This is a genomic window from Streptomyces sp. NBC_00466, assembly GCF_041433995.1.
In the GTDB taxonomy this organism is placed as follows: Bacteria; Actinomycetota; Actinomycetes; order Streptomycetales; family Streptomycetaceae; genus Streptomyces.
In genome coordinates, this window is the sequence record NZ_CP107896.1 from 6401812 (window position 1) to 6423149 (window position 21338).

Here is a 21338-nt window from a genome sequence, read left to right on the forward strand (position 1 = left end):
GCCTCCGGCTGCTTGCATGAGTGCCACGGACGCCCCGGCCCACGGGGTGGGCCGAACCGAACACTCCCCGGTCGGTGCAGCCCCTTCAGCGGGCTGTGCTGTCGCGCGCCGGGGAGGGCGACGGCGCGTTCCCCGCCTCTTCGTGCCGGGTGCGCGCCTCCTGAAGAAAGGGTTTCTCATGACGCAGACCGGTACCGACCACCACGGGGTTCTCGTCACCCGTCACCCGCTCCCCGGCGCTGACGGGGGCAGGGCCTACGTCGGCGAAGTGGCCCTCGACCGGCCCGCCAAGCTCAATGCCTGGACCGCGGAAGTACGTGCGGCTCTGGTGGCCGCACTCGGTGCCTTCGGCGAGGACCAGGACTGCCGGGCCGTCGTACTCACCGGCTCGGGGAACGCCTTCTGCGCCGGACAGGACCTCAGCGAGACCGCGGCCATCACCCCCGGGGACCACGCGGCCGCCGAAGAGTGGATCGACGACTTCGGCCGGCTCTACCGGGCCGTGCGCAACCTCGACAAGCCGACCGTCGCCGCCGTCAACGGCGTCGCCGCCGGGTCCGGCTTCCAGTACGCCCTGCTCGCGGATCTGCGGATCGGGCACAGCGGCATCAGGATGGGCCAGCCCGAAGTGCTCTCCGGCATTCCCAGCATCACCGGGATCTGGGCCATGTGGGACATCCTCGGCAGGGCGAAGACCACGGAGTTCGCCCTCACCGGCCGGCTGGTCGACGGCGTCGAGGCACACCGGCTGGGCCTGCTCACCCGGCTGGTCGACGTCGAGGGCGCCGATGCCGCCGCCGCGGGCGAGGCCGTGAAGGCGGAGGCCCGCGCGGAGGCGGCCCGCCTCGCCGAACTGCCGCCGGGCGCCGTGGCCCTCACCAAGGGCCGTATCCGTGAACTCGACGAAGCCGCCCTGGACCAGTCGATCAGCGCGGCCAAGAAGGTGCACGTCGCGGCCTACGCGACGGGGGAGCCGCAGCGCGAGATGGCCGCCTTCCTGGCAGGCAGGCGCCGCTGACGCCCGCCACGGCACGGCACGGCCGGACGGTATCCCGGCCACCCGCGCCCCGCATCCGCACCCGGGAGCGCTCCGGGACGGGCCGCGCCGCCCGCCCCGTAACGAAGAGAGGAACGACCCCGCATGACCACCCACGTCACGCCGCCGCCCAGCGCGCTCGCCGAGGGCGACCGCGTCTACCAGGGCCTGCTCGACGCCCACCGGTGGGACGTCCCCGCCCGCTACAACATGGCCGCCGATGTCGCCGACCGGCACCCGGGCGACCGGCTCGCCCTCATCTACGAGGACCACACCGGCCGGCGCGACGAGGTGACCTGGAAGCAGGTACAGGACCGCTCCCGCCAGGTGGCCGCCCATCTGCACCGCCTCGGGGTCCGCAAGGGCGACCGGGTGGCGGTCCTGCTGCCGCAGCGCCCCGACACCCCGGCCACCTACCTCGGAGTGCTGCGCACAGGAGCGGTACTGGTCACCATGTCCCTGCTGTGGGCGGACGATCCCATCCGCTACCGGCTGGCCGACTCCGGCACCGCGGTCCTGATCACCGAGGCGGACGCCGTCCACCGGGCCGGGGACTTCACCGGCACCCTCGTCGACGTCGACGATCCCGCGATCGGCGCGCTGCCCCCGGAGTTCGAGACCGCGGACACCGCGGCCGACGACCCCGCGCTGATCTTCTACACCTCCGGTACGACCGGCGCCGCCAAGGGAATCGTGCACGCCCACCGGACGCTGCTCGGCCACAACGAATTCCAGTTCTGCCACGGTCTGGCCACCGGCGACGTGTTCTACGGCGCGGGGGACTGGGCCTGGTCCATGGCCAAGCTGATGGGCCCGCTGCGGGCGGGTGCCGTCCACTACGTGCACCGCCCCGCGGCGGGCTTCGACGCGGCCGCGCTACTCTCCGGCATGTCCCGCAACAACGTCACCACCGCCCTCGTGAACCCCACGCTGCTGCGCAAGGTGATGCAGGACGTCCCCGACGCGGGCAGCCGCTATCCCCAGGCACTGCGTGTGGTGTGCAGCTCCAACGAGCCCCTCACATCGGACCTCATCGACTGGTTCGAGGACCAGTTCGGGGTGACGCTCCTGGACTACTACGGCTCCACCGAGTCGTACCCGCTGCTCGGGAACTTCCCCGGCGTCCCGGTCAAGCCGGGTTCCATGGGGCGTCCGCTGCCCGGCTGGCAGGTGGCACTCCTGGACGCCGAAGGCAAGGAGGTCCCGGCCGGCGAGACCGGCGAGATCGCCCTGCGGGCCCGCTCCAACCCGCAGTACCCGCTCGGCTACTGGAACAGGCCAGAGGCGAGCGCCGACACCTTCGGCGGCGACTGGTACCGCACCAAGGACCAGGCGCACCAGGACGAGGACGGCTATTTCTGGTTCCTGGGCCGCACTGACGACGTGATCAAGACCTCCGGCTACCGGGTCGGCCCGTACGAGGTCGAGGCGGCCCTGCGCAACCATCCCGCCGTGTCCGACGCGGGTGTGGCGGGCGTTCCCGACCCGGTGCGCGGCCAGGCGGTCAAGGCCTGGATCGAGCTGGCCGAAGGCCACTCGGCGAGCCCCGGCCTGGCGCGTGAGATCACCGAGCACGTCCGCGACAGTTATTCACGCTTCGCGTACCCCCGCAGCATCGAGTTCGTCGAGCGCCTGCCGCGTTCGGCGACCGGCAAGATCCAACGGGCCCGGCTGCGGGACCTGGACAGCGGCTCCGGGCAGCGAGCCGACGCCAACGCGGCCGCCGGGTGATCCGACCCGGCCCGAACAGAAGGAGGAAGGTGTCCATGACGACGCATCAGGCACCGGTACCGCAGGCGGCCACGGAGGCCGGACCTCCCGGGGGGCCGCCGGGACCGGCCGCGCGTGCGACCCGCCGCAGGGTGACGGCCGCCACGGCCATCGGCAACTTCGTCGAATGGTTCGACTCCGGTGCCTACGCCGTCATGTCGGCGACCATCGCAGGACTGTTCTTTCCGCAGTACGACAAGTCGGCGGCGCTGATGGCCACTTGGGCGATTTTTGCCGCCGGGTTCATCGCCCGGCCGCTGGGTGCCGCCTTCTTCGGGCGCTACGGCGACCGGATCGGCCGCAACCGGATGCTCGCCCTGAGTGTGCTGTGCATGAGCGGCTCGACCTTCCTCATCGGCCTGCTGCCCGGATACTCGTCCGCGGGGATCGCCGCTCCGCTGCTCCTGCTGCTGTTCCGTTCGGTGCAGGGGTTCTCGACCGGCGGTGAGTACACCGGAGCGTCCTCCTTCCTCATGGAGTACGCGCCGGACGGCCGCCGGGCCCGGTACGCGAGCGCCGTACCCCTGACCGTGGGTGTCGCCTCGGTGGCCGGTTCGCTGGCCGGGCTGCTGATCATCGACTCGCTCAGCGAGAGCGCACTGGACAGCTGGGGCTGGCGGCTGCCGTTCCTGCTCGCGGGACCGCTCGGACTGATCGGGCTGTATCTGCGCAGCAGACTGGAGGACACCCCGGTCTTCCGGTCGATGGAGCGGAACGACACGGTCCGCAAGGCGCCCCTGCGGGACGCCCTGCGGATCTGCCGCCGGCAGGTTCTGACGCTCTTCGGCTACAGCATCACCAACGCGGTCGGCTACTACCTGATGAGCAGCTACCTGATCTCGTACATGTCCGAGGAGGTGGGTTACAGCAAGTCGGACGCGATGCTCACCAGCGTCATCGCCATGCTCGCCTACTGCCTGGCCTGCCCGCTGATGGCCGCCGCTAGCGACCGCTGGGGACGGAAGCCGATGCTGCTGGTGGCGTGTGTGGGGTTCGTCGTGACCACACTTCCGGCGTTCTGGCTGATCGGCACCGGGCTGACGGGGGCCGTCGTGGGGGCGTCCGTGCTCGCCGTACTGGTGGCGGTCATCGGTACGTCGAACGTCCCGGCCATGGTCGAGATGTTCCCCGGCCAGCTGCGCTCCAGCGGCTCGGCCATGGGGTACACGGCGGCGTACGTCCTGTTCGGCGGCACCGCGCCGTTCGCCGCCACCGGTCTTGTCTCCCTCATGGGTACGCCGCTCGCGCCGGGCTACTACCTGATGGTGCTGGCAGTCGTCTCCGCTCTGGTGGTCGTCTTCGCCCTGCGGGAGACCGTCCACCTCCCGCTGAACCGCACGACGGTGCTGGAGAGCTGACCGCGGACCCGGCGGGGAGCCGTGGCAGCACGGGCAGCGGCAGGCCCGGCCCCCGTGGCCGGGCCTGCCGCGAACTCGCCACCGAAGGCGTCAACCGCCCCCGCTAGGGGCGTCCGCCCGGCGTGCCTGCCGACGTCAGGATGCGGTGGATCAGCCGGGCGCCCGCCCGTGCCGTGCGGCGGTCGACGTCGAGGCCCGGGTTCAGCTCGGCGACATCGACCAGCAGGGGAGCACCGGCGGCGGCGACTCGTGCGCAGACATGCTCGATGATCTCCATCTGCACGCCGTAGGCGGCCGGGGCGCTGACCCCGGGAGCCGTGCTGGCGGGCAGCACGTCGAGGTCGATGCTCAGATGGGCGACGTCGCAGCTCGCCAGGAACGCGTCGACGAACCCGTCGATGCGCGGCAGGTCGAACATGCGGCATCGGGTGTCCGGCAGGTACCGCACGCCGAGCTGGTCCGCGGTGCGGAACAACCGCTCGGTGTTGCTCGGCTGGCTCACGCCGAGCACCCAGTAGTTGAGCTTCTCACCGCGCTGCTGCTCACCGTGTGCCATCTGCAGGAACGGTGTGCCGGAGCTGGGCTGTACGTCGTCGCGCAGGTCGAAGTGCGCGTCGAGGTTGAGAACCCCGAGGCGGCCGCCCTCGCGCACCGCGCGCGTACCGGTCAGCCCGAGGTAACTGCCGTAGGCCACCTCGTGGCCGCCGCCGAGCACCACCACCGGATGGCCGCTGTCGATGAGCGGGGTGATCACCTGGCCCAGGCGGTGCTGCCCCTCTTCGAGGTGGCCGTCGGCCACCTCGACGTCGCCGAGGTCCACGGCCCGCATCGGCCTCGGGAGCGCCATGGGCGCGAGGGCGGCGCGCAGTTCACGCGGTCCGCCGGCCGCGCCCTGGCGGCCCTTGTTCCGGCGGACACCCTCGTCGCTGCGGAAGCCGACGAACGCCACGTCGCCCGGTTCCGCGTGCTCGGCGCCGAGGCCGACCACATGGTGCCAGCGCAGGTTGTCGGCCCCGGGGCCGTCGTCACGCCCCGTCCAGGGTCCGGGTGCCACGTCCGTCATCGACGGAGGTGTGTGGGTGGCTGTCATCGGTCGTCGCCCTCGGTCATCGGAATGCGCACACCGCGGTCGCGTGCCACGTCGGCTGCGTGGTCGTAGCCCGCGTCCACGTGGCGGATGACGCCCATACCGGGGTCGTTGGTCAGCACCCGGGACAGCTTCTGGGCGGCGAGTTCGGTGCCGTCGGCGATGCAGACCTGGCCCGCGTGGATGGAGCGGCCCATGCCGACGCCCCCACCGTGGTGGATGGAGACCCAGGACGCGCCGGACGATGTGTTCACCAGGGCGTTGAGCAGCGGCCAGTCGGCGATGGCGTCGGAGCCGTCGAGCATGGCCTCGGTCTCGCGGTACGGCGAGGCGACGGAGCCGGAGTCGAGGTGATCACGGCCGATGGCAACCGGGGCGGACAGTTCCCCGGAGGCGACCATCTCGTTGAACCGCAGGCCGGCGCGGTGGCGTTCGCCGTAACCGAGCCAGCAGATGCGGGCGGGCAGGCCCTCGAAGGAGACGCGCTCACCGGCCATCTTGATCCAGCGGTGCAGGTGCTCGTTCTCCGGGAACAGCTCCATGATGGCCTTGTCGGTGGCCTCGATGTCCTTGGGGTCGCCGGACAGGGCGGCCCAGCGGAAGGGGCCGAGGCCCTCCTCGAACAGCGGGCGGATGTGCGCCGGGACGAAGCCGGGGAAGTCGAAGGCGCGCGCGTAGCCGGCCTTGCGGGCCTCGTCGCGGATGGAGTTGCCGTAGTCGAAGACCTCGGCGCCGGCGTCGAGGAAGCCGACCATGGCCTCGACGTGCTTGGCCATGGAGGCACGGGAGCGCTCGGTGAAGTCGGCCGGGTCCTTGGCCGCCTGCTCGTGCCACTCCGCCATGCTCACGCCGACCGGGAGGTAGGCCAGCGGGTCGTGCGCGGAGGTCTGGTCGGTGACGATGTCGATGGGCGCGCCGCGCTTGAGCAGCTCCGGGAACACCTCGGCCGCGTTGCCCGCCAGGCCGATGGAGAGCGGTTTGCGGGCGTCGCGGGCCTCGGTGGCGAGGCGGAGCGCGTGGTCGAGGTCGTCGGCGGCAACGTCGAGGTAGCGGCGGTCGATACGGCGCTCGATACGGGTGGGGTCGACGTCGACACAGATCGCGACGCCGTCGTTCATCGTCACGGCGAGCGGCTGGGCGCCGCCCATGCCGCCGAGACCGGCGGTCAGGGTGATCGTCCCGGCCAGGCTGCCGCCGAACTTCTTGCGGGCGACCGCGCCGAACGTCTCATAGGTGCCCTGCAGGATGCCCTGGCTGCCGATGTAGATCCAGGAACCGGCCGTCATCTGGCCGTACATGGTCAGGCCGCGGGCCTCCAGGGAGCGGAACTCCTCCCAGTTGGCCCAGTCGCCGACCAGGTTGGAGTTGGCGATGAGCACGCGCGGCGCCCACTCGCTGGTGCGCATGACGCCGACGGGCTTGCCCGACTGCACCAGCATCGTCTCGTCGTCCTTGAGCGTCTTCAGGGTGCGGACGATGGCGTCGTAGGCGGGCCAGTTGCGGGCGGCCTTGCCGGTGCCGCCGTAGACGACCAGGTTCTCCGGGTGCTCGGCGACCTCGGGGTCGAGGTTGTTCATGAGCATGCGCAGAGCGCCTTCCTGCTGCCAGCCGAGGCAGGTCAGGTCGGTGCCGCGCGGCGCCTGGATCGTACGGGGGCCGGCCTCCGGAGTAACGCTGGTCATGGTGCCTCCTGGGGAAGGGTCTGGAGTGGGGCGCCGGTGGTGACGTACCGGCGTGTTCTCCCATGACAGGCGGCGGGCGGGGCGGGGACCAGCCCTCCCGCCCCGGATTCTCGGATCCGAGAACGGGAACCCGGCTCACCTATAATTTCTGCGGCGGGGCATACGGGGGCGGACCGGTGACAGGGATGGTGAGCGGCTTGACCGTGAGCGCTGCGGGCCTGGCCCGTCTCTACGGGGAGCGCTCGGCCGGCGCCGCCCCGGCGTACCAGCGGATCAAGGACCTGGTGGCGGAGCAGATCCGCAGCGGACGCTGGCGGGAGGGCGACGCACTGCCGTCGGAGAGCCAGTTCGTCGCCTCGCTCGGGCTGTCCCGGATGACGGTCAACCGCGCGCTGCGCGAGCTGGCGGCGCAGGGGCTGATCCGGCGGGTCATGGGCGTCGGCAGTTTCGTGGCCCTGGCCAAGGGCAGTTCGGGCCTTGTCGAGGTGCAGGACATCGCCGAGGAGGTCCGCCGGCGGGGCCACCGCTACGACGCACGGGTGCTGTCGGTCCGCGACGAGTCCGCCGATGCCAGGGCCGGCGCCGAGCTCGGAGTCGCCGCGGGGCGGCCGGTGTTCCACTCCCGGGTCGTGCACAGCGAGAACGGCGTGGTCATCCAGCTGGAGGACCGCTACGTCAACCCGGCCTTCGCCCCGGGGTACTTGGAGCAGGACTTCACCGAGCGGACCCCGTTCGCCTTCCTCTCCGACGTCGCCCCGCTCGACCGCGGGGAGCACATGGTGGAGGCGGTGCTGCCCAATGCCGAGGAGTGCGCCCTGCTCGGCGTCGCCGCATCGGAGCCCTGCCTGCTCATACACCGCCGCACCTGGTCGCGGGGCGCCCTGGTGAGCATCGCGCGGCTGCTGCACCCCGGCTCGCGCTACCGGCTCAAGGGCGCCTTCGAGCCGGAGTGACCCCGTCCGGCCCCCGGCCGGGAATCCCCGTACGCGGCGCCGCCTTCGGGCCGTCGGGCGTCCGGCCGGAGAGGGCGGAGGTCAGCCGGGACGCGCCCTGCTGGAGAACGTCCCGCACATGGTCGGGCCCGTGCGGGCTGTGGTGTGTGTGCCAGGTGCTGCTGAGCGCCGCGACCGGACGCCCGTGGTGGTCGAAGGCCGCCACCCCCAGCGAGCGGAAGCCCCTGGAGACCAGCTCGGTCTCCTCCGACCAGCCCCGCTCCCGGTCCCGGGCCAGCAGGCCCAGCAGCTCCGCCTGCGACCGCGGCCCCTTGCCCGTACGGGTGATGAGGTCGCCCGGCCGCGGGAAGAGCGCCCGCACCTGCGCCTCGGTGGAGTGGGCGAGGATGGCCCGGCCGTTGGCCGTGAGATGGGCCGGCAGCCGGACACCGATATCGGTGACGAGGTGGACGTCCACATCGCCGGAACGGCCTGTCGGCGGAAGCTCCTTGAGCAGATAGACCGTCTCGGCGCCGTGCAGGATGCCGAGGTGCACGGTCTGGCCGAGCCGGGCGGCGAGGGTGTGCAGAACAGGTCGGGCGAGCCGCTCTAGGGGCTCGTGGCGCAGATAGGCGGAGCCGATCTCGAAGGCGGCCATGCCGAGGCCGTACGCCTGCTCCTTCGGGAGATAGGTGACGAATCCGCGCTCGGCCAGCACCGCGAGGATGTGGTAGGCGGAGGAGCGCGGGATGTCCATGTCGCGGGCGATGGCGGCGGTCTTCACCGGTCCCGGGCGCCCGGCCAGGTACACCAGGATGTCCAGCGCGCGGCCGACCGCGGGCGATGTGCTCGACGCCGGGCCTTGTGCGGCCCCCTGTTCACTCACTGGATCACCTCTTGACATCACCTGTATATACAGGAATATACAGGGTGCTCCCCGCGGTGCGTGGCGCTCAAGGCCACGAAGAGCCCCCACTCCGCCGTGCCTCCCCCAGCGCCCGCATCCCCCCATCACCACTGGTCCCAAGGGAGGACACAGTTGGCTACCGAAAAGGCGACGCTGAGCCGAGGACTCAACTCTCGGCACATACGCTTCATCGCACTGGGTTCGGCGATCGGCACCGGACTCTTCTACGGGTCCTCCGAATCCATCAAAGCAGCCGGGCCGGCCGTACTCCTGGCCTATCTGATCGGCGGCGCCGCCGTCTTCCTCGTTCTGCGGTCACTCGGCGAGATGGCGGTACGCGCCCCGTGCGCCGGCTCCTTCGGCGAGTACGCCACGAAGCATCTCGGCCCGCTCGCCGGCTTCACCACCGGATGGACCTACGCCTTCGAGATGGTCATCGTCTGTATCGCGGACATCACCGCGGTCGGCGTCTACATGGGCTTCTGGTTCCCCGGTGTGCCGCGCTGGATCTGGGTGCTGGCCGCCGTCCTCGTCATCGGCGCGCTCAATCTCGTCAGCGTCAAGGTCTTCGGTGAGCTGGAGTTCTGGCTGTCCCTGGTGAAGATCATCGCCATCATCGCGATGATCCTCGGAGGCATTGCGGTGATCGCCTTCGGCCTCGGCAGCGGGAGCGCCCACGTCGGCGTCTCGAATCTCTGGGACAACGGCGGCTTCTTCGCCCACGGCGCCCACGGCTTCGTCGTCTCCTTCGCCGTGGTCATGTTCGCCTTCGGCGGCACGGAGATCATCGGTGTCACGGCGGGAGAGGCCGACTCCCCGGAGAAGACCATCCCGAGCGCGGTCAACTCCATCCCCGTGCGCATCATCCTCTTCTACGTACTGACCCTCGCCGTCATCATGTCCGTCAACCCCTGGCAGCACGTCGGCACATCGGGCAGCCCCTTCGTCCAGATCTTCACCGGCGTCGGCCTCAAGTCCGCCGCCACCGTGCTGAACGCCGTCGTCCTCACCGCGGCCCTCTCGGCGATCAACAGCGACATCTTCGCCGCCGGCCGCATGATGTTCGGCCTGGCGGAGCGCGGGCAGGGCCCCGCGGTCATGCGCCGGCTCAGCCGCAACGGCGTGCCGTGGGTGACCACCCTCATCATGATCGGAGCGCTGCTCCTCGGCGTACTGATGAACTACCTGATGCCGGGCAAGATCTTCCTGATCATCTCCTCGATCGCCACCTTCGCCACGGTCTGGGTGTGGCTGATGATCCTGCTGACCCAGGTGAAGGCGCGACGGGACATGCCCCGCGAGGAGCAGGCCGCCCTGAAGTTCCCCGTCCCCTGGTGGCCGTACGGGCAGATCGCCGCCATCGTCTTCATGGTCGGCGTGCTGGTGGTGCTCGGCTTCTACGGGAGCACCCGCGTCGCCCTGGTCGTCGGCGTCGTGTGGCTGGCGCTGCTCGCGGGCGTCCACCACTTCTGGGTGGGCCCGCGCCTCGCCGCCCGGCCGAGCCCGGACGCGGAGGGGGCGCCCGAGCCGGAGACCGTCCCGGCCGGGCAGCGGTAGCCGAACGGCAACGCCAGGTGTCCGGGATCCCAGACCTCATGATGTCTGGGATCCCGGACACATCTGTCTCGCCACCTGTCGCATCCGCCTCTGACATGCGGCTTCATGGAAGACATGAACATTGTTGTAGGTATCGGCCCGATCTCCGCCGAAGATGTTGTCTCCGTCGCACGCCACGACGCCCGCGTCGAGCTCTCCGCGGAAGCCCTCAAGGAGATCGCACGCAGCCGCGAGGTGATCGAGGGCCTCGCCGACGACGTGATCCCGCACTACGGCGTCTCCACCGGCTTCGGCGCCCTGGCGACCCGCCACATCCCCACCGAACTGCGCGCCCAGCTCCAGCGGAGCCTGGTGCGTTCGCACGCCGCCGGTTCCGGCCCGGAGGTGGAGCGCGAGGTGGTGCGTGCCCTCGTCCTGCTGCGGCTGTCCACGCTGGCCACCGGCCGTACGGGCGTGCGCACGGAGACCGCCGAGGCATACGCGGCGCTGCTCAACGCCGGCATTACCCCGGTCGTCCACGAATACGGCTCCCTCGGCTGCTCCGGTGACCTCGCGCCGCTGGCGCACTGCGCGCTCGCCGTCATGGGCGAGGGCGAGGTGCGGGACGCGGCGGGCGTACGCAAACCGGCCGGCGAGGCGCTCGCCGAGGCGGGCCTCACCCCGGTCACGCTGCACGAGAAGGAGGGCCTCGCCCTCATCAACGGCACCGACGGCATGCTCGGCATGCTCGTACTGGCCGCACACGACCTGCGGAAGCTGCTGCGCACCGCCGACATCGCCGCCGCGATGAGCGTCGAGGGCCAGCTCGGCACCGACGCCGTCTTCGCCGCCGACCTCCAGGCGCTGCGCCCGCACCCGGGCCAGGCCGACAGCGCGGCGAACCTGCGCGCGCTGATGGCCGACTCCGGCATCGTCGCCAGCCACCGCGGCCCGGAGTGCACCCGTGTGCAGGACGCCTACTCCCTGCGCTGCTCCCCGCAGGTGCACGGCGCGGCCCGCGACACCCTCGCCCACGCCGAGACCGTCGCCTCCCGCGAGCTCGCCAGCGCCATCGACAACCCGGTGGTGACCCACGACGGCCGGGTGGAGTCCAACGGCAACTTCCACGGCGCACCCGTCGCGGCTGTCCTGGACTTCCTCGCCATCTCCGCCGCCGACGTGGCCTCCGTCTCCGAGCGGCGCACCGACCGCTTCCTCGACGTGTCCCGCAACCACGGTCTGAACCCGTTCCTCGCCGACGACCCCGGCGTCGACTCCGGCCACATGATCGCGCAGTACACGCAGGCGGCGATCGTCTCCGAGCTCAAGCGGCTGGCCGCGCCCGCCTCGGTCGACTCCATCCCCTCCAGCGCCATGCAGGAGGACCACGTCTCGATGGGCTGGTCCGCCGCCCGCAAGCTGCGCCGCGCCGTCGACGGGCTCACCCGCGTCCTCGCCGTCGAGATCTACACCGCTGCCCGCGCGCTCGACCTCCGGGCACCGCTGACCCCGGCGCCCGGCACGGGCGCGGTGCTCAGCGCCCTGCGCGAGACCGTCGAGGGCCCCGGCCCCGACCGCTGGCTCGCCCCCGAGATCGAGGCGGCCGTGCGCTATGTCGCCGACGGCGCCGCTGTGGCCGCCGCCGAGTCGGCAGTCGGCCCGCTCAGCTGACAGCGGCCGGCCGGTCCGGTCCGTACGGCCGCTGCCGTACGACCGGACCGGCCGGCACACATACGGAGGGCCGGCGCGCCCGGTGGTGCTCAAACCCCGCGGGCCGGCCCTTCCTCCACGTTCCGTGGTGCCTCCAGCACGCCGCCCACCCGACGGGTCAACTCCCGGGCGGTACGGGAGACATGGCCCGCGATCCGCTCCCGCTCCTCCGGGCCCACGGCGGCGCCGGGGAAGGTGACAGCGACGCCCGCGATCGGGTGAGCGCTGTGGTCGAGCACGGCGGCGGCGACGGAGGAGAAGCCGCGGGTGACCTCCCCCTCCTCCGTCGCGTAACCGCGACGCCGCACCTCGACCAGCAGGTTGCCGAGCGCCGACAGCGAGTTCGGCCCGGTCTCGTTACGGGAGACGAACGCCGAGGCGTCGGGGAAGAGCGCACGCACCTGCGCCCGGGACAGCCGCGCCAGGACGGCCCGGCCGCTGGCGGTGAGGTGGGCCGGAAGCCGCACCCCCACATCGCTGACCAGCGGCGCCCGGCCCGGCGCGCGCTCCTCGATCACGTACAGGACCTCGCGCCCGTGCAGCAGCGCGAGGTGCGCGTTGTGCCCGGTGCGGTCGACGAGCTGCGCGAGCGGCAGCCGGGCCAGCCGCTCGAAGGGCGCCTGCCTGCTGTAGCCCGATGCGAGCTCGAAGGCGCTGACCCCCAGCCCGTAACGGCGCTCCTCCGGCAGGTGGATGACGAAGTCCTCGCGGGCGAGAGTGTCGAGCAGGTGGTACGTCGTGGACCGGGGCAGCCCGACGTCGCGGCTGATGGCGGCGGCGGGCACCGGGCCGGCCTGACGTGCGAGATAGCGCAGGACAGCGAGCACCTGGGCGGCAGCGGGCACAGTGGACATGCCGCGAGCGTACGCGCGCCGCGCGCCCCCGACGTGGACACCACCGCCACAAGTCTCGAATCCCAGACAGTAGGTACTCTGCCGCCGTGGCGGGACGGCCTCCGCCTGGGGCTTCATGGACACATGGCACATGCGACCACAACCCTCGTCACCAACATCGGCAGCCTCGTGACGAACGACCCCTCGCTCGGTGCCGGCCCCCTGGGTCTGCTCCGCGACGCCGCCGTCCTGATCGAGGGCACGGACATCGCCTGGGTCGGGCCCGCCGGCACGGCGCCGGCGGCGGAACACCGCGTCGACGCACAGGGGCGCGCCGTCATCCCCGGCTTCGTCGACTCGCACAACCACCTGATCTTCGCGGGCGACCGTACCGAGGAGTTCAACGCCCGTATGTCGGGCCGCTCCTACAGCGCCGGCGGTATCCGCACCACCGTCGCCGCCACCCGCGAGGCGAGCGACGACGAGCTGAGCTCCAATCTCGCCCGCCACGTCGCCGAGGCGCTCCGCCAGGGAACAACCACGCTGGAGACGAAGTCCGGTTACGGCCTGACCCCCGAGCAGGAGGCCCGCGCGCTGCGGCTGGCGAAGGAGTACACGGACGAGGTGACGTATCTGGGTGCGCACATCGTCGCGCCCGAGTACGCCGAAGACCCCGCAGGCTACGTCGATCTGGTCACCGGCCCGATGCTGGATGCGTGCGCCCCGTACGCCCGCTGGATCGACGTCTTCTGCGAGAAGGGCGCCTTCGACGACGACCAGGCCCGCGCGATCCTCACCGCGGGCATGGCCAAGGGCCTCATCCCCCGGGTCCATGCCAACCAGCTCTCCCAGGGGCCCGGCGTTCAGCTCGCCGTCGAACTGGGAGCGGCATCGGCCGACCACTGCACCCACCTGACCGACGCCGACGTCGATGCCCTCGCCCACGGCACCACCGTCGCCACACTGCTGCCCGGCTGCGAGTTCTCCACCCGCGCCACCTACCCCGACGCCCGGCGGCTCCTCGACGCCGGCGCCACCGTCGCCCTGTCCACCGACTGCAACCCCGGCTCCTCCTTCACCAGCTCCATGCCCTTCTGCATCGCCATCGCCGTACGCGAGATGGGCATGACCCCCGACGAAGCCCTCTGGGCCGCCACCGCCGGGGGAGCCCGGGCCCTGCGCCGCGACGACATCGGCCGCCTCGCACCCGGCGCCCGCGCCGACCTCGCCCTCCTCGACGCCCCCTCCCACGTCCACCTCGCCTACCGGCCCGGCGTACCCCTGGTCTCCGCCGTCTGGCAGGCGGGCCGACGCCATACGGACACCGTGTGAGCGGCAGACCGCGGCGAGCCGCACGACCTCACCCGAAGGGAACCACTCAGATGGGCGACAAGGCAGCCGACGCGGCAGCCGTGAACGCCGTTACGTACGCGGGGGATTCACCGGCCGCCGGCCGGCCGGACCCCGATCCGCTGACCGCGACCGTCCACAACAGCGTCCGCCAGCTGCGCGCCGACGCCTGGAGCTCGCTGGGCGAACTCACGCACCGGCCGTCCGGCGAACACGATGCCGCGCGTCTGGAGGAGCTCTTCGAGCTGCTCACCCCGATCGAGAACTGCTGGGCCTTCCCCGGCAAGGCCGGCCTCGCCGAACTGCGCCGGCTGCACGAGACGGGCGACCACCGGAGGCTGTCACAGCGCGCGGAGGAGCTGAACCGGGCGCTGAGCACCGACTCGTACCACTATGCCCCCTCCTCTCCGACACCGGCCGACGGGCCGGCGGAGGCCGACGACACAGCGGGGTACGACCCGGGCGCGGCGACATCGAAGCCGTACTTCGAGGTCCTGGTCGTCGGTGAACTCGACGACGACGAGGAACGGGCACTGCGCGAGGAACTGCGCCGGCAGCGCCGTGACGAGGACGAGTTCGTCTACAGCCTCGTCATCGCCCCCAGCTTCGAGGACGCGGTGGTCACCGCGCTGGTCAACTCCAGCGTGCAGGCCGTCGTCATCCGCCACCGCTTCGCCGACCGGTCCGCGCACGACCTGCAGGTGCTGCGGCGCTTCTTCGAGGGCGACGCCGGGCAGCACATCCCGTGCGGCCGACAGCCCGAGCAGCGGGCGCAGTTGCTCGGCGACCGGCTGCTGGCACTGCGGCCGGAGCTGGACCTCTATCTGATGACGGAGGCATCGGTGGAGCGGACCGCGGGTTCGCTCAGCCGCCGTTTCGCGCGGGTCTTCCACGCCCGCGAGGGCCTCCTCGAACTGCACCTGTCCATCCTGCACGGCATCGGCGAGCGGTACCGCGCGCCCTTCTTCAACGCGCTGCGGGCCCACAGCCGACGGCCCTCCGGCGTCTTCCACGCCCTGCCCATCTCGCGCGGCACCTCCGTGGTCACCTCCCACTGGATCCCGGACATGGCCCGGTTCTACGGACTGAACATCCTGCTCGCCGAGACCTCGGCCACCTCCGGCGGCCTGGACTCGCTCCTGGAGCCGACCGGACCGCTGCGTGAGGCCCAGGACCTGGCGGCCCGTGCGTTCGGCGCGCGCCAGACGTACTTCGTCACCAACGGCACCTCCACCGCCAACAAGGTCGTGGTCCAGGCCCTGGTCCGGCCGGGCGACGTCGTGCTCGTGGACCGCAACTGCCACAAGTCCCACCACTACGGGCTGATGCTGGCCGGTGCCCACGTCGTCTACCTCGACGCGTATCCGCTCGACCAGTACGGCATGTACGGCGCCGTACCGATCGAAGAGATCAAGCGGAAGCTGCTGATGCTGCGCCGCGAGGGCCTGCTGGACCGCGTCAAGCTGCTCCTGCTCACCAACTGCACCTTCGACGGAATCGTCTACAACCCCTCCCGGGTGATGGAGGAGTGTCTGGCCCTCAAGCCGGACCTGGCGTTCCTCTGGGACGAGGCGTGGTTCGCCTTCGCCCGCTTCCACCCCGTCTACCGGCGGCGCACCGCGATGGCCGCGGCCCGGGAGCTGACCGACCGCTACCGAGGCGCTGACTACGCGGAGCGGTACGCCGCACACCGCCGGGAGTTGGGGGAGGAACCGGACGACGCGACCCTGCTCGGCAACCGGCTGATGCCTGACCCGGACACCGTGCGGGTCAGGGTGTACGCCACCCAGTCCACGCACAAGACGCTCACGTCACTGCGCCAGGGGTCGATGATCCACGTCTTCGACCAGGAGTTCCGGCACAAGGTGGCGGAGACCTTCCGCGAGGCGTACATGACGCACACCTCGACCTCGCCCAACTACCAGATACTCGCCTCCCTCGACCTCGGCCGCAGACAGGCCGTGCTGGAGGGTTTCGAACTGGTCCAGAAGCAGCTGGAGCAGGCGGGGGTGCTGCGGGACGCGATCGACCAGCATCCGCTGCTCAGCCGCTACTTGCACTTCCTCACCACACCCGAGCTGATCCCCGCCCCGTTCCGTTCCTCCGGTGTGGAGCAGCCCCTGCGGACCGGGCTGGCCCGCATGTCCGCCGCCTGGCAGGAAGACGAGTTCGTCCTCGATCCCACCCGGGCGACGCTGCACATCGGCCGCACCGGGATCGACGGCGACACCTTCAAGCACGAGCACCTCATGGACCGTTACGGCGTACAGGTCAACAAGACCACCCGTAACACACTGCTGTTCATGACCACGATCGGCACCACGCGCAGCGCGGTCGCCTATCTCATCGAGGTCCTCGTGAAGATAGTCGAGGAACTCAGGGAGAACATCGAGGAGATGAACCCGCGCGAACGGGCCGTGCACCACAGGCGGAGAGCCGCTCTCAATGACCGGTCCGCCGCCCTGCCGGACTTCAGCGAGTTCCACGCCGCCTTCCGCCCGGGTGTGCACACCCCGGAGGGCGACCTGCGCACCGCGTTCTTCCTGGCCTACGACGACACGCAGTGCGAATACCTGCCGTCGCACGAGGTCGGCGAGGCCGTCGCCGGGGGCCGCGAGGTCGTCTCGGCCACCTTCGTCACCCCCTACCCTCCGGGCTTCCCCGTGCTGGTACCCGGACAGGTGATCAACGAAGCGGTGCTGCGGTACATGGAAGCCCTCGACACCCGTGAGATTCACGGATACTGGCCCGACACCGGGTACCGGGTCTTCACCGAATCCGCGTTGAAGGAACAGACCGCGCGTCCCGGTCACTTGACGACGGGCGGGGCCGGATCAACGGCAGCAGACACAGGCACAAGAGGAAGTGAACGAGCGTGACCAGAGAGTTCAGCGTGCTCCGGGCGCACGACCGGCCGGTGACCCCCTGGAAGAACGGCGGCGGCATCACCCGCGAGGTCGCCGCAGGACCTGCCGGGGCCGGACTGGACGACTTCTCCTGGCGGGTGAGCCTGGCCGAGGTCGGGCAGGGGGGACCGTTCTCCGCCTTCACCGGTGTCGACCGGGTCATCACCCTCGTGGAGGGGCCGGGGATGGAACTCACGGTCGACGGGGCCCCGCACACGATCGCCGCCCCCAACCAGCCCTTCGCCTTTCCGGGGGACGCGACCACCACCTGCCGGCTGCTCGGCGGTCCCCTCGTCGATTTCAACGTCATGACGCGGCGCACCGAGGCCACGGCGCAGGTCCGCGTGACCCATGAAGGCTTCTCCCTCGCCCCCCGCCGTGGAGAGCTGGTCCTCGTGATCGCCCTGATGGGTACGGCGACCTTCGAGGAGCCGGGTGTGACCCTCGACCGGCTGGACGCGGCCGTGTTCTCCGGCCAGGACGTCGGCGCGGTGCGCGTCGAAGGGGCGGCGGCGATCGTCACCCTCACCGCGGTCTCCGGTTCACCCGGCCTGTGACCGGTGGGGTACGAGGGCCTGAGGCGGTCCGCCGGCCGGCCGGGGCGCACATCCGACGGTGGGACGGCGGCGCCTGATGCATCCGGCGGGGGGCGATACAGCAGTGCCGGCACCCCAGCGCGCTGAAATACCCAACCCGGTCGCCACCCGGCTGCGGCAGTTGATGGAGGGCTGCCGGCTGACCCCCGCCCAGGGGCGCATCGCGCAGAGCATGCTGCGCCGCCCGGCCGAGGTGCCGTTCCTCTCCAGCGTCGCGCTGGCCGGGCTGGCGGGCGTCAGCCAGCCGTCCGTCACCCGGTTCGCCGTAGCTCTGGGCTTCGACGGCTACCCGGCCCTGCGCCGCCACCTGCGGGAGGTCGCCACCGCCGGGCCGGGGCCGGGTGTCGCCGAGGCGAACGCCTACCAGAAGCTGGTCCAGGCCGAGATCGACAACCTGCGCGGTCTGACCACCGCTCTCGCCGACCCGGCGTCCGTCGTCCGCGCGGGCCGGCTGCTCGCCGCCTCTGACCCGCTGCCGGTTCTGGGTCTGCGGGCCGCCGCCGCCCAGGCCGGCGACTTCGCCTGCATCGCTCGTACGGTGCACCCCGACATCAGGCTGCTCGACGAGGGCGGAACAGCGCTCACCGACCGCATCGGCGCCGCCGTGCGGGCCGGCGCATCAGCCCTGCTGTGCTTCGCCACGCCCGGGCACCCGCGCGAGGTCGTCGACGCCCTGGCCTACGCGCGAGGGGCCGGACTGACCATCGTCACCGTGACCGACAGCTCCTCAGCTCCGGTCGCCCCCCACACCGACCTCCTCCTGCCCGCCCCCGGCACGGCGCACCGGCTCGGTACCGTCTGCGCCCCTGTGCTGCTCGGCCGCGTCCTGCTGCAGGCCACCTGCCACGCACTCCCCGGCGGCCGGGCCGGCCCGGCCTGAACGCAGACGGACGCGGGTGAGGTCTTCGACCGGACCGTGCTGACGCCTCAGCCGTTGGCGAGGGCCTTCACGCGGGCGAGCTTCCCGTTGAACCGGTCGTGGTCACCGACCGCCGCTCCCTTGGAGGTGTACTGCCAGATGGTCTGGACCTTCCAGCCCGCAGGCAGGACTCCGACGGACGAACCGTAGTGCGGCACCCACAGCGGATTGGTCTTGCCGAAACCGGAGTTGTTCCCTGTGCAGGACTTCCACCAGTTGGTGGAGGTGTACACGACGACATCCCGGCTGGTCTTCGCCTTGTAGGTCCTGGAAAAGTCCCTGATCCAGTTGACCATGCCCTGGTGGCTCAGTCCGTAGCAGGAGGAGCCGTAGGGGTTGTACTCCAGATCCAGAGCGCCGGGCAGGGTCTTGCCGTCCTTGGACCAGCCGCCGCCGTGAGCGAGGAAGTACTTGGCCTGGGTGGCGCCGCTGGAGGTGTTGGGAGTGGCGAAATGGTAGGCGCCCCGGATGATGCCGGCTCTGTACGACCCGTTGTACTGCTGGGTGAAGGACGGGTTCTTGTAGCTGGTCGACTCCGTCGCCTTGACGTAGGCGAAACGCACGCCGGAGTTCCGCAGCGGGGCCCATGCGACGTTGTGCTGATAGCTGCTGACGTCGACACCCTCCGTGCCCCAGGCGGCGGTGAGGGCGACGCCGCTCCTGCTGGTGTCCTCATGTCTGAGGATCTGGGAGCCGGCGAAGTCATCCCCGGGGTGAGAGGGCTCGGGGACGCCGGTGGCGGCGCCTGCGGTACTGGACAACACGAGAGCCAGGGCCGGGATACCCACGGCCAGAGCGGCCAGGACTGTCGACATCTGGCGAGGTGTGGCGGGCACAGACATGAGACGCCTCCAAGGGTCGACCCCAGCCTGCGCGGAGTTCGGGGAACACACCGTGAGGGCGCGCGGAGGGCGCTGGTCATGTCACCCGAAAGGCCGTACCGCGGACGGTGGCCGACGCCCGGAACGGCGGAGGGAACGCGGTGCGACGTGGTGCAGGGGCGGAGACGGAACACCGCCCGCTGCGCCGCACGCGGCCGACGGCGCCCGGGGTGACCGTGCCGGAACCGTCGGAACCAGCACGATGAGACCCCGTCGGCCACGAGGGCTCACAGCACCTAACAGGAGGCCGTCACGAGGAAGTTGCGCGGAACATACGGCTTCGCCCGGGGCTGCACCTGGTAGGGCCAGCGTTGCTCGCCGGCCCCTGGCTCGCCTGGCTGCAGGACCTCCACCGGCTTCCAGCCACTGTCTTCCAGGAGCCCCTCGGGGTCGTCCGTGCCGAATCGCCAGGCGGTTCCGCTCTCACGCATCTCCCGGAAGAAACCCTGCGCCGCGGGGTTGCGCAGCGCCCATTCCCCCAGGATGTCGACGGCCAGAACGCTTCCGGGAGCCGAGACCGCGCGGAAGCGCCGCAGCAACCGCTCCACCTCCGGCCTCTCGAGAAAGAACAGCAGCGCCTCGGGGACCCACAGGACCGGTGCGCGCGGGTCGAACCCCGCGTCCAGGAGCGCCGGTTCCCAGTCCTGGGCGAGGTCCACCGCGACCGGCACGCGACGCACCGCGGGCTCGGCACTCAGCTCGTCGAGACGCTCCTGCTTGGCGTCGAGCAGGTCCCCGTGGTCGAGTTCGTACACCACGGCGTCCCGGGGCCAGGGGAGGCGGAAGGCGCGGGTGTCGAGACCGCAGGCGACCAGCGCCACCTGACGGACCTCCCCGTCACGGCAGGCGGCCTCGATCGCCCGGTCGAGATAGTGCGTGCGGATCGCGACGAAGTCGACGAGCCCGCCGGCCGGATGCTGCTCCAGTAAGTCGAACCCGTGGCGGCCCGCCAACGGGCGGGCGTGCGGATCCTGGAACAGCGCGTCCGTACGTTCGGATTCAAGCGCCCGGGCCGCCGCGGTCCACTGCGCTGTATGGGATACGGGTCGCACATCTCCTCCAAAGTCGGTGTGTCACGCTGCCGGGCGCTTGCGGAACATCGCGTGCAAGGTCATGGTCATCGTCTCCGTGCCGTCGTCCCTGACGAGGGCACAGTGGTTGTGCACGGTGCCGCAGCCCGGCCTGGTGAGCGAGAGGCTGCTTCCCGTGACGGTGATCGAGGCTGTGAACCTCTCGCCGGGCCGCACGGGCCGGAGCCAGCGCAGCTGATCGACTCCTGGTGAGCCCTCCGCCGCACTGTCGGCGAGTACGACCTCCACGTAACGCCTCATGAAGGCGGACGCCGTGTGCCATCCACTCGCCACCAGGCCGCCGAAGAGGGAGTCGCGACCGCCGCCGCTGAGGTGGTAGGGCTGCGGGTCGAACTGCTCCGCGAAGCGCACGATCTCCGCCTCGGTGAGTTCGATCGTCCCCAGAGCGTGGTGCTGCCCCGTGACGAAGTCGTCCCAGTACCTCATGGGCCACCGCCCTCGCTGCCGGGCGTGGGATTCATCGCGGCTCCAGGAATCGCTTCTCTATGTTGTCCAGAGTCCTGAAGTCGTCCACCGCCAGACTCTCCGGGTCGTACTGCCGGCCGGTCTCCTGCTCCACGAGGAAGAGGAACTCCGTGAGCGCGAGCGAGTCGAGTACGCGGTTCTCGATCAGGTCGAAGTCACGTGGGATCTCCGCCAGTTCGGGTTTGCGCCGGAGCAGCCAGTCGGTGATCACTGTGAGCTGTGACGAGGCGGGTTCGGGCATGGGGGTCTCCTCCGTAGAAGGTCTGCGGGGTGCGGCTC

The 21338-nt window shown here is 71.1% G+C and carries 18 protein-coding genes; 10 read left to right on the forward strand and 8 right to left on the reverse strand.

The window, feature by feature from the left end; translation table 11 throughout:
- Positions 1 to 178 precede the first annotated feature (178 nt).
- From OG210_RS28725 to OG210_RS28735, 3 genes are all read left to right on the forward strand, one after another.
- A complete protein-coding gene (locus tag OG210_RS28725) occupies positions 179 to 1018 on the forward strand; it encodes an enoyl-CoA hydratase/isomerase family protein (RefSeq protein WP_328324341.1) in 840 nt (279 codons plus the stop codon).
- A 123-nt stretch (positions 1019 to 1141) separates the two neighbouring features.
- The gene (locus OG210_RS28730; protein ID WP_371539395.1) at positions 1142 to 2767 is read left to right on the forward strand and encodes an acyl-CoA synthetase; all 1626 of its coding nucleotides are present in this window, start codon (positions 1142 to 1144) and stop codon (positions 2765 to 2767) included.
- A 35-nt stretch (positions 2768 to 2802) separates the two neighbouring features.
- A complete protein-coding gene (locus tag OG210_RS28735) occupies positions 2803 to 4164 on the forward strand; it encodes an MFS transporter (protein ID WP_371539397.1) in 1362 nt (453 codons plus the stop codon).
- Positions 4165 to 4267: 103 nt separating this feature from the next.
- Here the strand turns inward: OG210_RS28735 and hutG are convergent, their stop codons facing one another.
- Both hutG and hutU read right to left on the reverse strand, forming a co-directional pair.
- Complete coding sequence (hutG, locus tag OG210_RS28740) at positions 4268 to 5254, reverse strand: formimidoylglutamase (protein ID WP_328324335.1); 987 nt, start codon at positions 5252 to 5254, stop codon at positions 4268 to 4270.
- Positions 5251 to 6933, reverse strand: a complete 1683-nt coding sequence (hutU, locus tag OG210_RS28745) for a urocanate hydratase (RefSeq protein WP_328324333.1) — start codon at positions 6931 to 6933, stop codon at positions 5251 to 5253. Before hutU ends, hutG begins: the two co-directional genes overlap by 4 nt.
- 203 nt (positions 6934 to 7136) lie before the next feature.
- Here hutU and hutC point away from each other — a divergent pair, with 203 nt between their 5' ends.
- Positions 7137 to 7886: a histidine utilization repressor gene (hutC, locus tag OG210_RS28750; RefSeq protein ID WP_328335329.1), complete on the forward strand. Its 750-nt coding sequence runs from the start codon at positions 7137 to 7139 to the stop codon at positions 7884 to 7886.
- Here the strand turns inward: hutC and OG210_RS28755 are convergent.
- Positions 7861 to 8751 carry an IclR family transcriptional regulator gene (locus OG210_RS28755; RefSeq protein WP_328324331.1) on the reverse strand — a complete coding sequence of 297 codons (891 nt, stop codon included), beginning with the start codon at positions 8749 to 8751 and terminating at the stop codon, positions 7861 to 7863. The two genes, hutC and OG210_RS28755, sit on opposite strands and share 26 nt — an antisense overlap.
- A 153-nt stretch (positions 8752 to 8904) precedes the next feature.
- Between OG210_RS28755 and OG210_RS28760 the strand changes: the two genes are divergently transcribed.
- Positions 8905 to 10329, forward strand: a complete 1425-nt coding sequence (locus OG210_RS28760; protein ID WP_328324329.1) for an amino acid permease — start codon at positions 8905 to 8907, stop codon at positions 10327 to 10329.
- 105 nt (positions 10330 to 10434) lie between these two features.
- Positions 10435 to 11979 (forward strand): histidine ammonia-lyase, encoded by a 1545-nt coding sequence (hutH, locus tag OG210_RS28765; RefSeq protein WP_328324327.1) that lies wholly within the window; start codon positions 10435 to 10437, stop codon positions 11977 to 11979.
- A gap of 89 nt (positions 11980 to 12068) precedes the next feature.
- Here the strand turns inward: hutH and OG210_RS28770 are convergent, their stop codons facing one another.
- Positions 12069 to 12872: an IclR family transcriptional regulator gene (locus tag OG210_RS28770; RefSeq protein WP_328324326.1), complete on the reverse strand. Its 804-nt coding sequence runs from the start codon at positions 12870 to 12872 to the stop codon at positions 12069 to 12071.
- Between the two features lie 123 nt (positions 12873 to 12995).
- Here OG210_RS28770 and hutI point away from each other — a divergent pair, with 123 nt between their 5' ends.
- From hutI to OG210_RS28790, 4 genes are all read left to right on the forward strand, one after another.
- Entirely contained in the window at positions 12996 to 14183 is a 1188-nt protein-coding gene (gene hutI / locus OG210_RS28775) for an imidazolonepropionase (RefSeq protein ID WP_328324324.1), read from the forward strand.
- A gap of 50 nt (positions 14184 to 14233) precedes the next feature.
- Positions 14234 to 17080 carry an aminotransferase class I/II-fold pyridoxal phosphate-dependent enzyme gene (locus OG210_RS28780; RefSeq protein WP_371539404.1) on the forward strand — a complete coding sequence of 949 codons (2847 nt, stop codon included), beginning with the start codon at positions 14234 to 14236 and terminating at the stop codon, positions 17078 to 17080.
- Complete coding sequence (locus tag OG210_RS28785) at positions 17077 to 17664, forward strand: HutD family protein (RefSeq protein ID WP_371539407.1); 588 nt, start codon at positions 17077 to 17079, stop codon at positions 17662 to 17664. The genes OG210_RS28780 and OG210_RS28785 overlap by 4 nt, the downstream gene beginning before the upstream one ends.
- A gap of 163 nt (positions 17665 to 17827) precedes the next feature.
- Complete coding sequence (locus OG210_RS28790; RefSeq protein WP_371540529.1) at positions 17828 to 18583, forward strand: MurR/RpiR family transcriptional regulator; 756 nt, start codon at positions 17828 to 17830, stop codon at positions 18581 to 18583.
- Positions 18584 to 18630: 47 nt separating this feature from the next.
- On the opposite strand, the gene OG210_RS28795 is transcribed toward OG210_RS28790, so the two are convergent.
- From OG210_RS28795 to OG210_RS28810, 4 genes are all read right to left on the reverse strand, one after another.
- The gene (locus OG210_RS28795; RefSeq protein WP_371539410.1) at positions 18631 to 19464 is read right to left on the reverse strand and encodes a lysozyme; all 834 of its coding nucleotides are present in this window, start codon (positions 19462 to 19464) and stop codon (positions 18631 to 18633) included.
- A 275-nt stretch (positions 19465 to 19739) separates the two neighbouring features.
- Positions 19740 to 20555 carry a class I SAM-dependent methyltransferase gene (locus OG210_RS28800; RefSeq protein ID WP_371539413.1) on the reverse strand — a complete coding sequence of 272 codons (816 nt, stop codon included), beginning with the start codon at positions 20553 to 20555 and terminating at the stop codon, positions 19740 to 19742.
- Between the two features lie 21 nt (positions 20556 to 20576).
- A complete protein-coding gene (locus OG210_RS28805) occupies positions 20577 to 21020 on the reverse strand; it encodes a MaoC/PaaZ C-terminal domain-containing protein (protein ID WP_328324314.1) in 444 nt (147 codons plus the stop codon).
- A gap of 31 nt (positions 21021 to 21051) precedes the next feature.
- The gene (locus OG210_RS28810) at positions 21052 to 21300 is read right to left on the reverse strand and encodes an acyl carrier protein (RefSeq protein ID WP_328324312.1); all 249 of its coding nucleotides are present in this window, start codon (positions 21298 to 21300) and stop codon (positions 21052 to 21054) included.
- Between the last annotated feature and the right edge of the window lie 38 nt (positions 21301 to 21338).

Bases quoted from the DNA above. Each gene is read 5' to 3' on its own strand.
- OG210_RS28795 (WP_371539410.1), bottom strand. From the start codon at position 19,464: ATGTCTGTGCCCGCCACACCTCGCCAGATGTCGACAGTCCTGGCCGCT.
- OG210_RS28725 (WP_328324341.1), top strand. From the start codon at position 179: ATGACGCAGACCGGTACCGACCACCACGGGGTTCTCGTCACCCGTCAC.
- hutI (WP_328324324.1), top strand. From the start codon at position 12,996: ATGGCACATGCGACCACAACCCTCGTCACCAACATCGGCAGCCTCGTG.
- OG210_RS28805 (WP_328324314.1), bottom strand. From the start codon at position 21,020: ATGAGGTACTGGGACGACTTCGTCACGGGGCAGCACCACGCTCTGGGG.
- hutG (WP_328324335.1), bottom strand. From the start codon at position 5,254: ATGACAGCCACCCACACACCTCCGTCGATGACGGACGTGGCACCCGGA.
- OG210_RS28770 (WP_328324326.1), bottom strand. From the start codon at position 12,872: ATGTCCACTGTGCCCGCTGCCGCCCAGGTGCTCGCTGTCCTGCGCTAT.
- hutH (WP_328324327.1), top strand. From the start codon at position 10,435: ATGGAAGACATGAACATTGTTGTAGGTATCGGCCCGATCTCCGCCGAA.
- OG210_RS28730 (WP_371539395.1), top strand. From the start codon at position 1,142: ATGACCACCCACGTCACGCCGCCGCCCAGCGCGCTCGCCGAGGGCGAC.
- hutU (WP_328324333.1), bottom strand. From the start codon at position 6,933: ATGACCAGCGTTACTCCGGAGGCCGGCCCCCGTACGATCCAGGCGCCG.
- OG210_RS28790 (WP_371540529.1), top strand. From the start codon at position 17,828: ATGGAGGGCTGCCGGCTGACCCCCGCCCAGGGGCGCATCGCGCAGAGC.
- OG210_RS28780 (WP_371539404.1), top strand. From the start codon at position 14,234: ATGGGCGACAAGGCAGCCGACGCGGCAGCCGTGAACGCCGTTACGTAC.
- OG210_RS28735 (WP_371539397.1), top strand. From the start codon at position 2,803: ATGACGACGCATCAGGCACCGGTACCGCAGGCGGCCACGGAGGCCGGA.
- OG210_RS28810 (WP_328324312.1), bottom strand. From the start codon at position 21,300: ATGCCCGAACCCGCCTCGTCACAGCTCACAGTGATCACCGACTGGCTG.